This is a genomic window from Prolinoborus fasciculus (assembly GCF_056724605.1).
The window spans coordinates 1-15,906 of the sequence record NZ_JBWZQN010000004.1 but is presented as its reverse complement, the minus strand read 5'-3'; the positions used below and the strand labels follow the sequence as shown (position 1 = coordinate 15,906).

Annotated in this window: 17 protein-coding genes and 1 riboswitch; of the genes, 8 read left to right on the top strand and 9 right to left on the bottom strand. The window is 42.5% G+C overall.

The annotated features are described in order from the left end of the window. Position 1: 1 nt before the first annotated feature. On the bottom strand, positions 2-1,174 hold the full coding sequence (lpxB, locus tag AC1P5O_RS01400) for a lipid-A-disaccharide synthase (RefSeq protein ID WP_005266269.1): 1,173 nt from the start codon (positions 1,172-1,174) through the stop codon (positions 2-4). Between the two features lie 387 nt (positions 1,175-1,561). Here lpxB and AC1P5O_RS01395 point away from each other — a divergent pair, with 387 nt between their 5' ends. The 3 genes from AC1P5O_RS01395 (at position 1,562) to AC1P5O_RS01385 (ending at position 4,260) form a co-directional block, all read left to right on the top strand. Beyond that, positions 1,562-2,452, top strand: a complete 891-nt coding sequence (locus tag AC1P5O_RS01395; RefSeq protein ID WP_004647097.1) for a sulfite exporter TauE/SafE family protein — start codon at positions 1,562-1,564, stop codon at positions 2,450-2,452. Between the two features lie 127 nt (positions 2,453-2,579). Continuing rightward, a complete protein-coding gene (locus AC1P5O_RS01390) occupies positions 2,580-3,671 on the top strand; it encodes a 3-deoxy-7-phosphoheptulonate synthase (protein ID WP_174766804.1) in 1,092 nt (363 codons plus the stop codon). A 64-nt stretch (positions 3,672-3,735) separates the two neighbouring features. Next, on the top strand, positions 3,736-4,260 hold the full coding sequence (locus AC1P5O_RS01385) for a protein tyrosine phosphatase family protein (protein ID WP_004280464.1): 525 nt from the start codon (positions 3,736-3,738) through the stop codon (positions 4,258-4,260). A gap of 2 nt (positions 4,261-4,262) precedes the next feature. Here AC1P5O_RS01385 and ispF read toward each other — a convergent pair whose 3' ends face one another. Further along, complete coding sequence (gene ispF / locus AC1P5O_RS01380) at positions 4,263-4,748, bottom strand: 2-C-methyl-D-erythritol 2,4-cyclodiphosphate synthase (protein WP_318270435.1); 486 nt, start codon at positions 4,746-4,748, stop codon at positions 4,263-4,265. A 103-nt stretch (positions 4,749-4,851) separates the two neighbouring features. Between ispF and AC1P5O_RS01375 the strand changes: the two genes are divergently transcribed. Further along, positions 4,852-5,505: an A1S_1983 family putative colistin resistance protein gene (locus tag AC1P5O_RS01375; RefSeq protein ID WP_039902244.1), complete on the top strand. Its 654-nt coding sequence runs from the start codon at positions 4,852-4,854 to the stop codon at positions 5,503-5,505. Between the two features lie 82 nt (positions 5,506-5,587). On the opposite strand, the gene AC1P5O_RS01370 is transcribed toward AC1P5O_RS01375, so the two are convergent. The 6 genes from AC1P5O_RS01370 to AC1P5O_RS01345 form a co-directional block, all read right to left on the bottom strand. Continuing rightward, positions 5,588-6,832 (bottom strand): D-amino acid dehydrogenase, encoded by a 1,245-nt coding sequence (locus AC1P5O_RS01370; protein ID WP_004280468.1) that lies wholly within the window; start codon positions 6,830-6,832, stop codon positions 5,588-5,590. A 135-nt stretch (positions 6,833-6,967) separates the two neighbouring features. After that, positions 6,968-7,055: riboswitch (glycine riboswitch) on the bottom strand. 300 nt (positions 7,056-7,355) lie between these two features. After that, positions 7,356-8,264, bottom strand: a complete 909-nt coding sequence (locus AC1P5O_RS01365; RefSeq protein WP_039902245.1) for an AEC family transporter — start codon at positions 8,262-8,264, stop codon at positions 7,356-7,358. Between the two features lie 125 nt (positions 8,265-8,389). Beyond that, a complete protein-coding gene (locus tag AC1P5O_RS01360) occupies positions 8,390-8,854 on the bottom strand; it encodes a GNAT family N-acetyltransferase (RefSeq protein ID WP_227554939.1) in 465 nt (154 codons plus the stop codon). A 124-nt stretch (positions 8,855-8,978) separates the two neighbouring features. After that, the gene (gene aroC, locus AC1P5O_RS01355; protein ID WP_004280471.1) at positions 8,979-10,073 is read right to left on the bottom strand and encodes a chorismate synthase; all 1,095 of its coding nucleotides are present in this window, start codon (positions 10,071-10,073) and stop codon (positions 8,979-8,981) included. Between the two features lie 13 nt (positions 10,074-10,086). Further along, entirely contained in the window at positions 10,087-11,097 is a 1,011-nt protein-coding gene (gene prmB / locus AC1P5O_RS01350) for a 50S ribosomal protein L3 N(5)-glutamine methyltransferase (protein ID WP_004280472.1), read from the bottom strand. Positions 11,098-11,301: 204 nt separating this feature from the next. Beyond that, positions 11,302-11,688, bottom strand: coding sequence for a hypothetical protein (locus tag AC1P5O_RS01345; RefSeq protein WP_039902247.1), 387 nt, complete (start codon positions 11,686-11,688; stop codon positions 11,302-11,304). A 201-nt stretch (positions 11,689-11,889) separates the two neighbouring features. Here AC1P5O_RS01345 and AC1P5O_RS01340 point away from each other — a divergent pair, with 201 nt between their 5' ends. The 4 genes from AC1P5O_RS01340 to AC1P5O_RS01325 all read left to right on the top strand — a co-directional run bounded on the left by AC1P5O_RS01340 (position 11,890) and on the right by AC1P5O_RS01325 (position 15,438). Next, positions 11,890-12,198, top strand: coding sequence for a hypothetical protein (locus AC1P5O_RS01340; protein WP_499005512.1), 309 nt, complete (start codon positions 11,890-11,892; stop codon positions 12,196-12,198). A 160-nt stretch (positions 12,199-12,358) separates the two neighbouring features. Then, the gene (locus tag AC1P5O_RS01335) at positions 12,359-13,735 is read left to right on the top strand and encodes an ABC1 kinase family protein (protein ID WP_004280475.1); all 1,377 of its coding nucleotides are present in this window, start codon (positions 12,359-12,361) and stop codon (positions 13,733-13,735) included. A 237-nt stretch (positions 13,736-13,972) separates the two neighbouring features. Then, the gene (locus AC1P5O_RS01330) at positions 13,973-15,268 is read left to right on the top strand and encodes an acyl-CoA dehydrogenase family protein (RefSeq protein WP_499005510.1); all 1,296 of its coding nucleotides are present in this window, start codon (positions 13,973-13,975) and stop codon (positions 15,266-15,268) included. Positions 15,269-15,288: 20 nt separating this feature from the next. Next, a complete protein-coding gene (locus AC1P5O_RS01325; protein WP_499005509.1) occupies positions 15,289-15,438 on the top strand; it encodes a hypothetical protein in 150 nt (49 codons plus the stop codon). A gap of 31 nt (positions 15,439-15,469) precedes the next feature. Here AC1P5O_RS01325 and AC1P5O_RS01320 read toward each other — a convergent pair. After that, positions 15,470-15,906, bottom strand: a 437-nt coding sequence (locus tag AC1P5O_RS01320; protein ID WP_499005507.1) for a transposase, incomplete at its 5' end; no start/stop codon positions are given.

Sequence of the window (15,906 nt, the reverse complement as noted above, 5' to 3'; positions counted from 1 at the left end):
ATTACTGGACTAATGCCAATACTGCTGTGACCGGATCTTCGCTATTGCCAGAAAGTAGCTGCTTGTGCATGGTGATATGCTGCATAACCTGAATCTGCGCTGCTTCAATATCCATCAGTTTTTCAATTTCAGCTGCCAGATTTTCAGGTGTAGCAGCGGATTGGATGAGTTCTTGAATCACTTTTTTGCCAGCAATTATATTTGGTAATGAAAAATATGGGATTTTTACCAGTAATTTGGCAATTCGATAGGTCAGCCAGTGCAATTTATAAAAAGTCACCATCGGACGGTGCAGCAACATCGCTTCAAGCGTTGCAGTTCCAGACGCCAGTGCAATAATATTGGATGCATTCATGACCTGACGGCCAATTTTGGATTCAGCGCTGGTATTTTCCATCAAGCGAATTTGGGTTTTTAAGCTCTCAGGATAAGTGGCCAGTAAACTTTCGATTTGCTGCTTGCGTGCATCATTAATCGCAGGAATCAGAAAGGTATAATCCGGATATTTTTGATGCAGAGTATTAGCTGCATCCAGAACCAAAGGTCCCAAACGCTCAATCTCGCCACGGCGGCTTCCCGGTAATAATGCAATATATTTCTGATCTGGGTCTAGGCCTAATTCTGTCTGAGCCTCCAGAATTGGATTTTCAAGCGGCAATTGGCTAGCGAGCGGATGTCCGACAAAAGCTGCAGGAACATCCCATTTTTTAAAGAACACTTTTTCAAATGGAAACAGGCACAGCACCAGATCAATACTGGCTTTAATGCCATGTATACGGCCTTGACGCCATGCCCAGACCGAAGGACTGACGTATTGCACGGTTTTAATCGGTAACTGTTTTTGTTTAATGGTTTTTGACAAACGCAGGTTAAAATCAGGCGCATCAATCCCGATAAAAATATCGACCGGATCTTTAGTCCAGGTTTCCACCAGACCATCCCGCACAGCAAACAGTTTTTTAATATCTTTTAAAACTTCGACAATGCCCATCACCGACAGAATATCCATCGGATAATAACTTTTAAAACCTTCCGCGATCATTTGTGGACCACCGATACCTTCAAATTCAGCATCAATGCCTTGCTCACGAAAACGGCGAATCAATTTTGCGCCAAGCGTATCTCCAGAAACTTCACCGACCACGATTCCAATTTTAAGTTTTCGATTTAGCAAGTGGGTTTCCTCTCAGATCCGCATGGAAATTTATTGAATCTGGATTCTAACATAATCCTGTGGCTATTCCGGAAGAAGCTTAAGCATCTTCTCATTTTAAGAAACTCACCGTTTAGAATGACTTAGTCAATGATCGAGCTTGCATAACAAGAATTAAATCGACATTTACAGCTACATTAAATTAGACAAAAATGGGTTAAATCGGGCAGTTAAAATCAATCATCATATTCGCACTTTATACATACTCCAGTGAATAAACATGAAAGATCAGCTAATATTCTTCACCTAGCTTTATCTTTTTTATGCATAAGTAAATCAATAATCAAGACAACGACTTATATCCAAAAGTCATAAGATATGCTCGTTTTTTGATTTTGGCATATATGCATGTTTGGTCCGATTGAATTTATTTTAGCAGGCGTTCTGGTAGGTTTTTGTGTAGGTGTCACCGGTGTGGGTGGTGGTTCATTAATGACGCCAATTCTTATCAGTTTATTCCGGATTGAACCGCATATCGCGATTGGTACTGACCTGCTCTATGCCGCGATTTCTAAATTCTGTGGCTCGTTTGTGCATGCCAAGAAAATGAATATTGTCTGGCCGATTGTGATCTGGCTGGCCGTTGGCAGTATTCCCGCATCTTTTGCAACACATTGGGTTCTTGATAACTATCTGAGCCAATCAACGCATTACAAGGCCGTCCTGACCATGGTATTGGGCTTTATGCTAACCATTACCGGCTTATCCATTCTGTTTCGTAGCCAGATCGAAAATCTTTTTAATAAATACAGAAAACAAGAACTACCGGATATGACCCAAGATCTGGAAAAAGTAAAGCTGCAAGCCAAGGAAAAGCGCGTAGCCATTATCATCATGGGCATTATCTTGGGCATATTTGTCACGCTCTCTTCAGTGGGTGCCGGCGCATTTGGCATCATGGCACTTGTAGTGATGTTCCCGAATCTGCCGATGATTCGTATTATTGGCTCTGACGTGGTGCACGCGGTATTACTGACACTGGTTGCAGGGCTGGGTCATATGTCTTCAGGCAATGTCGATTTCATGCTGCTCATGTGGTTATTGGTGGGGTCTATTCCGGCGATTATTGTCGGCACTTTACTCAGCTCACGTATGCCGGAAAAACTGATCCGCAAAATTTTAGGTATTACCCTATTTGCCCTCGGTGTAAATTTCATGATTAATCCTGTGAAATCAAAACCGGCTCAACCTGCTGAAACAGCAATGATAATTGTGAATCAAAATTCCCCGTCCGTTTAAGTTAACTATCCGATTCATCACTTTTTTTTCAAAGAAGTATTCATCTTTTTTATAACAAAGTGACGCATCATTCATGTTATATTCGGGCTATTAAACAACCTTTTGTATGATCGAACCAGTGACGGCAATGAATACACAACAGTCAAATCCTATTTCAGCATCAGATATTGATGACGTGAATATCCACAGCATGATTCCTCTTGTAACCCCTGCTGAGCTTAAAGCAGAGTTACCGTTGACTGAAACTGCTTATCAAACCGTACTGCATGGTCGTGAAACGATTCGTAAAATTCTGGATGGTGAAGACAAACGCCTGTTCGTTGTAATTGGCCCTTGTTCTATCCATGATCCGGCGGCGGCGCATGAATATGCTGAACGCTTAAAAGTACTGAGCGAAAAAGTTAAAGACAGCTTATACATCGTGATGCGGGTTTATTTTGAAAAACCACGGACTACCGTAGGCTGGAAAGGCCTGATCAATGACCCAGACATGAATGATTCATTCAATATTGAAAAAGGTCTGCGTATCGGTCGCAAGCTATTACTTGAACTGAATGAAATGGGCTTGCCATGTGCCACTGAAGCACTTGATCCAAACTCGCCACAGTATTACCAAGACCTGATTTCATGGTCAGCAATTGGTGCACGTACCACAGAAAGCCAGACCCATCGTGAAATGTCTTCTGGCCTTTCTTCACCAGTCGGCTTTAAAAATGGTACTGACGGCGGTTTAACGGTCGCGACCAATGCGATGCAATCTGTGAAACATGGTCACAGCTTCCTCGGTCTGAATGATCAGGGTCAGGTGGCTGTGATTCGCACTTCAGGCAATCCTTATGCTCACGTGGTACTGCGTGGCGGTAATGGCAAACCGAACTACGATGCAGGCTCGGTTGCCGATGCAGAAGCTGCTCTAGCCAAGGCCAAAGTCAGCACCAAGATCATGATTGATGCCAGCCACGCCAACTCTAACAAAGACCCGTACCTGCAACCACTTGTACTTAAAAACATTTCCGAACAAATTCTTGATGGAAACAAGTCAATTGTTGGTATTATGGTAGAAAGTCATCTTAAGGGTGGTCGTCAGGACATTCCGGCGAACCTGAATGATATGGAATACGGTCAATCCGTTACGGATGGCTGTATCGACTGGGAAACGACTGAAAAAGTTTTACTCGACATGCATGAGGCATTGAAAGACATTTTACCTAATCGTTAAATGATCTGACCAACGCCATCGCCAAGATGGCGTTTGCATTTCTAGAACAAGGAAAATTTATCTGATGAATGATATTGAAACGGCATTAAGCCAGATTGAGAATTTTCAGTTCATACACGAACATCTGTTTAGCTCCGGTCAACCGACCACTACCCAATTACAGCTGATGAAAGAATACGGTGTATCTACTGTCATCAATGTGGCGCTGACCGATAGCGAACAGTATCTGCCGCATGAAGATAAAATTTGCCTTGAGCTGGGACTGAACTATATTCAGGTTCCGATTTCCTGGGAAACCCCTTCAGACAATCAATGCCTGCTGGTACTGGACCTGATCGATCATCTGGTAAAAGAGCAAATGGTCTGGGTACATTGTTCGCAAAACTACCATGTCAGCTGTCTGATGTATTTATATCGTCAATACTATATGGATATGGATCTGCCTACAGCACAAGAACACTTGCATCAGATCTGGGAACCGAATGAAACCTGGACCGGTTTAATGCATGCGGTTGCTCTACAGCTACAAGGCCGTAAAGCAACTCAGGAACTGGAACTTTCCTTGATTAATCCGAATTATTTTGCCTGATTTTATTTGCTGTGGCTCAATAGCACGGTTGCCATGGACATAATTCCTTCCTGACGACCGGTAAAACCTAACTGTTCAGTGGTGGTGGCTTTGATACTGATTTGAGTCACATCAACATCCAAGACATCTGCAATACTTTGACGCATCGCCAGATTGTGTTTAGCCAGTTTTGGACGTTCACAGGCCACGGTAATATCGGCATTATTCAGGTGATAACCACGATCCAGAATTAGCTGATAAACATGCTTGAGTAGTACCCGGCTATCCGCACCTTTAAACTCAGGATCTGTATCGGGGAAATGCTGGCCAATATCTCCCAGCGCCAAAGCACCCAACAAAGCATCACAGAGTGCATGCAGCACTACATCACCATCCGAATGTGCTTTCAGACCGTGAGTATGCGGAATTTGAATGCCTGCCAGAGTGACAAAATCACCTTCTTCAAATGCATGCACATCCAGCCCCTGGCCAATACGAATTTGTGCGATCACCTTATACATCCTTTAGAAATAGCCCATTGAAATCTTGTACACTTGCTTTCTATTTCGCTATAGTTAGACCAAGCGTAACACAGTGAAAGTATAAGCGATCATGCTACTGAAAACTGATATAAATATGTTGAAAATAATTGGCCTGATGCTCGGTCTGGGGATGATTTCTACGGGTAGCTCAGCGATCACAATGGATTGTAGCGATGACAGCAAAAAAACGGCTGCCATGAATAAAGTCTGCTCAGCATCGCTGGCTGAATCTCGTGCAAAACTCGCAGACCAATACTTTACTGCTTTTCTGATTACCGATGCGCCTGTGCGCTTATTGCAAGATAGCCAACAATTATGGGCGACCCGTTTACAGCAATGCAAAACGCTAGACTGTTTTAAACAGCAGTTTGAATGGCGTTTAGATGATTTAAATGTCTATATTTCACTGAATCAAAGTCTGACCCAGCATTATATTAAGTTTGAACAGGGACAAATCGCCAAGCAGCCTGTACATCTCAAGATTCATCAACTGACCAAAGACCGGATCAAGATTGAAGGCCTAGCCTATCGTAATCCGAATAACCGGACCGAGAAACAGATCATTCCTTTTTTAGCCTATACCACGCCTGAGACAAAAAACCAGATCACCGATAACGAAAATGACTGCCGCTATGAGTTTAACTATAGTAAAGCCATTTTAGCGGTCAGTAGCCAGCAGAAAGGCTGTGAACGCTTTACCGGTATTTATCGACTATATGATTGATTTAATTTAAAAATATTAAAATTTATTGTTATATAAAATGATATCTTTGATGTAAAAAATAGCCCGCAAGCGGGCTATCAATTTAAGCTGGATAGTATTGCGCAATTTCCTGACTAATCATCGCAGCCGTTGCAGCTGATAAAGTCCAGCCCAGATGACCATGTCCGGTATTGTAAAAGACCCGCTCATGTTTGCCACGGCGTACCACAGGCATCATATTTGGCATCATGGGGCGTAAGCCTGCCCAAGGCACCACATGCTCAGTACACAGGTCAAAATTACGATTGGTCCAGTCAATTAAAGGTTGAATTCGGTCAGCACGAATATCCCGGTTATAGCCATTAAACTCGGCTGTTCCTGCAACACGCAAACGATCCTTGCCTAGGCGTGACAAGACAATTTTCGCACTTTCATCTAGCAGACTGACCCAAGGTGCGTTGTTCTGGCTCTGCTCATCATTCAGTTGCACGGTAATCGAGTAGCCTTTGACTGGATAGACATTGACTCGTTCACCAAGAATCTCAGCCAGTTGATAACTGCCAACCCCCGCACAGACCACTATGGCATCTGCATTAATTTCTAGAACATCATCTGGAGAGGAATGGACATTTTCAGTACTGGGTTTGCATTTAACCCGAATATTCTGAGCCTGATGATCAACAGCGAAAACATCCTGACCAAATTCGAATTTCACACCTTTTTGCATACAGGCTTTGGCCAGACCAGTACTAAATTTATGAATATCCCCGGTGGCATCGCTCTGACAGTAAAATCCCGCATAATAATCGCCAGTTAATGCAGGTTCGATCTGCTTAATTTCTGCATTGGAAATTGCATTGCGCTCCAGACCACCGCTACACAACAGATCATTGACTTTGATCGCAACATCATAATCCGTTTTGTTATGATAAAAATGTAAAATGCCGCGTTTTTCTAAATTGAAATCAATATTTTCTGTTTCGGCAATTTCAAATAAGCGTGCTCTTGCCAGTAAAGCCAGCCGTACAGTCTCTCGGGTATTGGCTTCATAATGTTTGATATTGCCCAGAAATTCCATGAGCCAGCTGTATTTATGCACACTGAAAGAAGGATTGAGCAAAAGTGGTGCGGTTTTTTGTGACATCCATTTGATGCCTTTGAGTACTGTGGCTTTCTGGTTCCATACTTCGGCATTACAGGCAGAAAGCTGGCCGCCATTGGCAAAGGATGTTTCCATTGCCGGATATAGATGCCGATCAACCACGGTCACTTGATAGCCTGATAGCGCAAGCTCATAAGCTGTGGTTACTCCAGTAATCCCGGCTCCAATCACCACGACATGACGCATAGACACCTCCTTGATTGTATTGATGTCTTTTCCCATCTGTCATGTGTACCTGAGAGCTTCGGTAGATACATTGCACATCAATGCGGCCACCTTCCCCTTCGGTGAGTGATTCAACACTTCTCTCCAGAGTCTTTATCCATTATCACAGTCCTTTTGCCTGAGAGTTTCCTGGGACCTTGCTCCTTCGGCGAATGCAGAAGCATTTCTCTCCTGCAATAATGTTTTATTATCATGAGCAATTTATATACCATTTTTAGGAGAAACACAGTTTTTATTTATGTTAATTCACGTGAATTTATCCATGATTCTTTTTTTTAATTAACAGTATACATGTGTGATAGAGGATATTGCCTAGATATTAAATTTTTAGATTTTGCTGCCGTAAGTAAAACGAGTAAGTTCTACCCTTTATAAAATTCCAGAACTTATTTAATTTTGGCGCTTAAATAAAATTTAACCTTTTTTTTGCTTAGGCTATTTTAATAATTTAAAATGTAGAGTTTTCCTTATCCATTTTAGAATTTTAGATAAGCCAAGAAAGCATCAGTACTAAGCTTACTGCTGCGACCACTGTTTGTACACTGATAATACTGGCCATTAACTCGCTATCGCCGCCATATACCCGGGTTAAAACATACGAAGCTGAAGCGGTAGGAAGTGCAAAGAACAAGACCAAAACCTGAGTAGTTAATGCATCAATCTGGAAAATTTTACACACTAAAAATGCAATCAGCGGCATTCCGAACAGGCGGCCAAAGGTTATCAGGCTGAGTGGCAACACATCACGCTGAAAACCCTGAAACTGTAAGGCTGCTCCCACACACATCAAACCGAGCGGCAAACTGCACAGTGCAATCTGTTTAAGAAACTGCTCTGCTCCAGTCCAGAGTGACAAACCAGAAAGATTAAATAAACCACCCACAATACAGCCTAGAATTAATGGATTTTTAGACAAATCCAGGATGATTTTTTTCAGCTGCATATCATGACTACGGGTAAATGCCAGCACCGATAAGATATTCACCAAAGGAATACACAGCACCATGATCACCGCGAAGATGGTCATACCTTGCTGATGAAATAAGGCACTAACAGCAGCAAGGCCAATATAGGTATTAAAGCGCAGCAAGCCCTGAACATAGACGCCGAAACGCGCATAAGATATCTGGTAAATATGACGCAAAATATACAGTGCAATACTGACCACAGCCATTATACTAAATACGACAAGCACTACATCCTGAATGACATCCATTTGAATCTTGGCAGTGGCCAGATTTAAAAACAGCATCACCGGAAACAGTGCATAATAATTTAACTTTTCTGCGCCTCGCCAAAAATCATCACTCAACCATTGCCTGCGCTTAAGTAAATAGCCAAAGCTGATCAGTCCGATGAGAGGAAATAAAGAAGTTAAAATAATATGCAGCATATGACATCCTGGTCTGTTTTCTGCCTAATCTTAAGTCACTTAGACTGAACAGAAAACTTAGCATGTTCAGGAGCTTTCCCACTACTCAATTTAAGCAGTAAAAAGCTTGAATTTCCATCAACTAATCATATTGATTTGCTGATTTTTTCTAAAATCAGCAAATGTAACGTAATCAACCGTTCTCCGACATTTTGACCCAGTGGATATGCTTCAATCTTTTCAGTCAGCTGATAGCCACGGCGCTGATAATATGCCAGCAGTTCAATACGGACATTTAATACTGACATCTGAATCACTTTCTTTTTAAATATTTCGAAAATATGGGATTCGGCAAAGTCCAATAATTGCTTGCCATAACCCGAGTTTTGCTCAGCAGGTGCAACAGCAAAGCTTCCAATCTCTGCTACTTGCTGTCCTAAGCTCACGCCAATACAACCAAGAAGCTTATTATCAATTTCCAACACAAAGAGCTGAAAATTTTCTAAATTGAGCAAGTCATATAACTGTTTTTCTTGAATACGATCACCCTGGATCATTCCTGCTTCAGTCGTCCATCCACCCGGAGTACGATAAGCTGTATTAATCAGCATAGTAAGTTGCTGAACATCAGCTTTGCTTGCCAATCGTATATTTTTATAGTGATTCATTTTATAAATAAAAAAAGTCAGACCGGAGTCTGACTTTAAAACAATTTCACTTTAAAGTTAAAGCAAATTATTTAGGTTCAATCGGTGCAAATGGCGCAACTACATCGGCATTTTGCGCACGGTGACGCATGAAATGATCCATGAGTACTATCGCCAGCATCGCTTCAGCAATCGGGGTTGCACGCACACCCACACAAGGATCATGACGGCCTTTGGTCAACACATCAGTATCTTCACGCTCAATATTGATGGTTTTACCCGGCGTGGTGATAGATGCAGTCGGCTTCAACGCAATCGCAACACGAATGTCCTGACCGCTAGAAATACCGCCTAGAATACCGCCAGCATGATTGGCCAGGAAGCCTTCTGTGGTGAGTTCATCACGGCTTTCATGACCAAACTGTTCAGCAACGCCAAAACCATCACCGATTTCTACACCTTTAACGGCATTAATCGACATCATGGCATGCGCAATATCAGCATCCAGACGATCAAAGACTGGCTCGCCCCAACCGACTGGCACTTTAGATGCAATGATCTCCAGTTTAGCGCCACAACTGGTACCTTGCTCACGCAAAGACGTCACTAGCGCTTCAAAACGCGGTACTGCATCCACATCGCCACAGAAAAACGGATTGTTTGGAACTTCGTTCCAGTCCAGTTTCTCTGCTTTTTCAGTACCAATCTGGGTTACATGACCACGAATCTCAATGCCAAATTTCTCGAAAAGGAATTTCTTGGCAATTGCACCCGCAGCAACACGCATTGCCGTTTCACGCGCACTTGAACGGCCTCCACCACGGTAATCACGGAAACCATACTTTTGGGTATAGGTATAGTCGGCATGACCCGGTCGGAATGTCTGCGCAATATTGCCGTAGTCTTTCGATTTTTGATCCGTATTACGAATTAACAAACCAATTGAAGTACCGGTGGTTTTACCCTCAAACACACCGGAAATAATTTCTACTTCATCTGGTTCTTTACGCTGGGTTGCAAATTTCGATGTACCCGGCTTACGGCGGTCCAGATCTTTTTGCAAATCCGCTTCAGTCAGCTCAATGCCGGGTGGAACCCCATCGATGATGGCCATCAGGCCAACACCGTGAGATTCACCACAAGTCGTTACACGGAACAGTTGCCCTATACTATTACCTGCCATGTCAAACGACTCCTTATGCTTGAATAGACTGAATAAATAAATCGCGGTAAGTACGGCATTGCTCTGCAGTCAATGCAAAGATACCCGTACCACCTTTCTGGAATTGTAACCAGTAGAAATCAACCGAATTAAAGTTTTGGCACATCGCCCATTCTGAGTTACCCACTTCGATCACGATCAGGCCATTCTCAGTCAGATAATCTGCAGCTTGAGCCAGCATTTTACGCACCAGATCCAGACCGTCCTGACCTGCAGCAAGCGCAAGCTCAGGCTCATGATGGAATTCCTCAGGCAAATCCGCCATATCTTCCGCATCGACATACGGCGGATTAGATACGATTAAATCGTATTGATTTTCGGCTGGAATTTTTTCGAACAAATCCGATTCAAGCAATGCGATCTGATATTGCTTGTCATGATGCTCAGTATTGATTTGCGCAACTTCTAAGGCTTCTTTGGAAATATCAGTCGCATCCACTTCCGCTTCAGGGAAAGCATAAGCCAAGGCAATCGCGATACAGCCTGAACCGGTACACATATCTAGAATACGTTGAGGCGTCTTTGGATTCGGGTTTTCCGGCAAGTTATTGACTGCCTCACCCATTTGACCATGTTCACCCAGGCAATACGGGGCAAAACGGTTTTGAATCAGTTCAGCAATCGGTGAACGAGGGATTAGCACGCGCTCATCAACGTAATAAGGTTTACCGTCGAAGTAAGCCAGGTTCAATAAATATGAAGTTGGTACTTTTTCATTAATACGGCGTTCCAGCAGACTTAAAAATTCGGCTTTTTCACTTGGTAATAATTTGGCATCTAAAATTTCAGCGTCCGCTTTCCATTCTAGCGACAGGGTTTGCAGCACTAGCGCTGAACTTTCAGCAAAATAATCTTCTGTGCCTTGGCCCAAATGTGCATCGTATTGACGTAATGCTGTCACACCAAAACGAATAAAATCACGAATGGTGGTTAAATTTTCAGCGGCTTCCTGCATATGTTCAGGGCTAATAGTCGGTCGATCCACTTAAGGCGTCTCCAAGGTCATTTTTTTAAACGCCTTATGATACCTTGTTTTGCCTGCTTTTATAATGCTAAAAGCAGGAAAAACACGAATTCTCTACGCCCACAAAAATTATAAAACTCCTGTTTTTGTGAGCGATTATTCAGATAAATGTTTACTTTATTCAGGGATGTTTCTGTTAAATGTCGATGCTAATACTATGATGATTTATCGGAACCCGGACGCATAAGAGCGGGATTGATAAAGATTGGCCTGATCCATGATCAAAGCCAGCATACATTGACCCTGTTGCTGCTTGGCATATTTTCCTGACATTCTAAAGTTACATTGCTGGGACAGTTTACGTTCCCACAATACATGCTGACTGCGGATAACTGCAGTCTGATTCGGATTCAATTTAAAATAAGTTTTATAGTTTTTCTTCAAACGTTTATTATGAACTTTCAGCTCTTTTTCCAAGCATTTTTCAGCTTTGGGTGTATTACCATAACTAAAATTCATGCACTGTGTATATTCCTTAGAATACCCAACAGCAGCTTGTGTCTGAACCGAAGTACCCGCAAAAATTGCAACTAAAAACCATGCAAGACGCATAACTTCCCCTTGACCGAAACCGGTACAATCCCAATAAATGTTTAACAATCAATATTGTTTAAATTATCCACTGATATTAACGCAGTCCGGACAAAAATCCTATGCCTTTCTCGGAATGAAAGATTAAAACAGTTGCACAATTGAAAATTGGCCCATGACCCACATATAATCCGCATTCAATCTTCAAATGAGCCCAGATCTATGAGCTATAAGCACAATAATCTTATGGCGATGCGCCAGAATTACTGGAATGATCAAGCCTCCAGTCAGGTGCAGCAAGAAAAGGTATTTTTGCAGTCGACCTTAATGCAGCATGGGGTTTTTAGCAGTGCAACACTAGATGATGCTAAATATCTGTTTTTTGGTTTGCCTAGTATTGTGATTGTAAAAGGCTATGCTTTGGGCTTTATGCATGACAGTGTGCAGCGCCTGATTCATCAACATATTCAAATAAATAAACAACAGTTACAACAACGATCTGAATTAAAAATCCAATTTCAAATGGCATAATGCCCTGTCTAAACTGATACAGGTTGGTGAATTAATGAAAGCTTGCCTAGTTTTTACTATGAATTCAGCGGCTTAAACTTTTTTAATACGTGCAGAAACGCTACTATCCCTTACAATGATTTATTCTGCTTCATGCTGATGATGAAAGGATCGAGTTTACATGTCAGATCAGAACGATAAGCTTAAACAACTGAAAACCTCCTCTATGGATCGACGCTTATCGATCGCAAAGGCATCCTTGCTGGCAGGTACGCGTTGGGCGGCTTCTAGTGCAAGCTCCATGTTCTCAAGCGAAGAAGAAAAAGAAAAGAAACGTAAAAAAGCTATGAAAGAACAGGCCGATTATCTGGTCGCAGAAATTGGCAAGCTGAAAGGGTCTATCGTTAAAATTGGCCAGATGATGGCGCTATATGGTGAGCATTTTCTGCCAGAAGAAGTCACTCAGGCTCTCAATACCCTAAACAATCAGACGGTAGCATTGGCATGGCCAGCCATCAAGACCCAGTTACAGCAACAACTCGGTTCAAAACTCGACGATCTCACCATTGATCATGAACCTTTGGGCACAGCTTCTTTGGCACAGGTACATCGCGCTACCCGAAAATCTGATGGCATGGAACTGGTGTTAAAAATTCAGTATCCGGGTGTGGCAGAAGCGATTGATTCCGATATGAGCCTGTTTAAAAACATGCTGAAATTGACTCGCATCGTGCCGCAGACCCGCGAATTCGACCAGTGGTTCGATGAAGTCCGTGAGATGATGCACCGTGAAGTAAATTATCAGATTGAAGCAGATACCACGCGTCGTTTTGCGGCGCGTTTAAAAGATGATCCTCGTTATATCGTCCCAACCATTATTAATGAATATTGCTCAGATCGTGTGCTATGCATGACTTTTGAACGTGGTGTGCCGATCAATAGCCCGGTAATGTTATCCCTGCCCCAAGAACGCCGCAACCTGTTAGGTGAAGCGTCTCTGGAAATTGCAGTGCGTGAAATCTTCGAATGGGGCGAGATGCAAACCGATCCGAACTTTGGTAATTATCTGGTTCGTCTGGGCAATGGCGCAGATGTGCACGACAAGATCATTCTGCTCGACTTTGGCGCGATCCGCCAGTTTGACCAGCATCTGCTCAGTGTTGCGCGTAACCTGATCCAGGCAGGCTATCATCATGACTCGGATATGATGGTCAAGGCGATGACTGGTTATGAGTTTTTTGATTCGATTCCGCAAAGCATCAAACCGGATATGGCCAAAGTCTTTTTACTGGCCACCGAAGCGTTTAGTTCACCGCTAAATAATCAAGAATTGCCAGCTGGCATCATGGATGAACATAATCGCTATGACTGGAAAAAAAGCCAGCTGCATAGCCGTGTGATGCAACAGGCATCGAGATCTATGGCTTCACGTTATTTCAGTGTTCCACCCAAAGAATTTATGTTTATTAGCCGTAAATTTATTGGTGCCTATACCTTTATGACCGTGATTGATGCCAAAACCAATGTGCGTGCCATGATTAGACATCATCTCTCTTAAAATAAAATCTGCATTAAAAAGACCCGGATGATTTTGTCATTCGGGTCAATTTTTAGACATATTCGATTTTTTATATTTTTATCTTTCTTTTATTTTTCATTGATTTATTCCTCCATTTCTTCAATCCCCGAAACCTAAAAATTGTCAATCATTCGTGTCAGGGATGGCATGGTTTTATCTCTGAGTGCATGTCAGTATTAAAAAAAATAACGTGACAACACCTTTAGGATAATCAGAATGAATAATATGGTGAATAAAGCCCAAGGATTTGGCTTGTCCATACTGACCAAAATCGCGGGTAGCGAAGTATTAGACCAGTTAAAGCTGCGGAAATTTGTAGAAAAATCACTTTATCAAAGTTCAAAAGTAGGATTCAAAACCCTGAGTCAAACCCAGAAAATCCTGAAATCTGGCCAGAAGATTCAAAAACAGCGTCTGCCGCATCAGTCTAAATCCTTATTTGATCTAAACCTGACTGAAGAACAGCAAATGACCTGTGATGCCATGCAGCAATTTGCCCAAGAGGTGCTGTATCCCTTGGCGCATGATGCAGATCAGCATGAATTATTTCCCCATGAACTCTGGCAATACAGCACTGATTTAGGCTTGAATTTCTATGCCCTGCCTGAAGCATTGGGGGGCGTTGCATCGGAACAGAATATTGTCAGCAATATTTTAATCGCTCAACATTTGGCTCAGGGTGATTTCAGTCTGACGGCTGGCTTACTTTCGACTTTTAGTTTCATTAACGCCATTACCCGCTGGGGCTCAGAGCAGATTCAGTCAGAATATCTGGGCGCTTTCGCAGAGAATCCTGAGTTAAAGGCCACCTTTGCAGTGCAGGAAGAAACAGCAGCGTTTAACCCGGAGCAACTTAGAACCAAGGCTGTTGCACATCAGGGACATTATCTGATTCGGGGTCAAAAGACCTTAGTGCTCTTGGGAGAAAGTGCCGATCTCTATCTGGTCAGTGCTGATCTGGATGGCAGAGCTGAGGTCTTTGTGGTGCAACGCGACAGTACCATCACTGCGAAAAAATCGCCGGCTATGGGTTTAAAGGCCACTGAAACAGTCACGCTAAAATTTGAAAATACTCCGGCATATCGTCTGGGTGATGAAGATTTTGATTATCGTGCATTCGTAGATTTGGGCAATTTGATGTGGTGTGCGATGGCGGTGGGCACCTGTGAAGCAGTCAAAAAATACTGTGTGCAATATGCCAATGAACATATCGCTTTTGGTGAACCGATTTCCCATCGTCAGAGTGTCGCCTTTATGATTGCCGATATGGCCATTGAAATTGATGCGATGCAAATGTTGATCTTGAATGCCGCCAGTCTGGCTGAATCCGGTCAAGCTTTCCATCGTGAGGCTTATATAGCGCGTCTGCTCTGCGCAGAAAAATCCATGAAAATAGGCACCGATGGTGTACAGATTTTAGGTGGTCATGGCTTTACCAAAGAACATCCGGTAGAACGCTGGTATAGAGACTTGAGAGCCACTGCCATTCTCCATTCTGGCTTGCATACCTGATCAGAACATAAAGAAGAACAATGATGAATCTACAAACTCCAAAAAAATTTAAGCTTTTAATTGATCAAGCACATGAAGTTGCCCTCAATGTTTTGCGTCCTATTTCACGTAAATACGACAAGGCTGAACATGCTTATCCGAGAGGTGGTCCCACTTGTTTGAACAACTAAAAGCTTATTTATAAGTGATATTCTGCTCTAGTTAAGCTACCTTATTTTGTTGTGGTAGCTGGTCATAGTAAAACTCATCTGGAGTCATTTTGTCCAGACTCGAATGAGGTCGTTTCAAATTATAAAATTCAAAATATGCACTCAATTGCTTTTTCGCATCGGTGACACTGCTATAAGCTTTGAGATACACCTCTTCATATTTAACGCTTCTCCATAACCGTTCAACCATCACATTATCAATCCATCGACCTTTACCATCCATACTGATTTGAATGCCATTTGATTTCAATACATCAATAAATGCATCACTGGTGAACTGACTGCCCTGGTCTGTATTAAATATTTCAGGTGATCCATATTTTTCAATCGCTTCATTTAAAGCCGAAATACAAAAATCCACCTCCATACTAATCGATACCCTATGCGCAAGTACCTTGCGGCTATGCCAATCAATCACAGCACATAAAT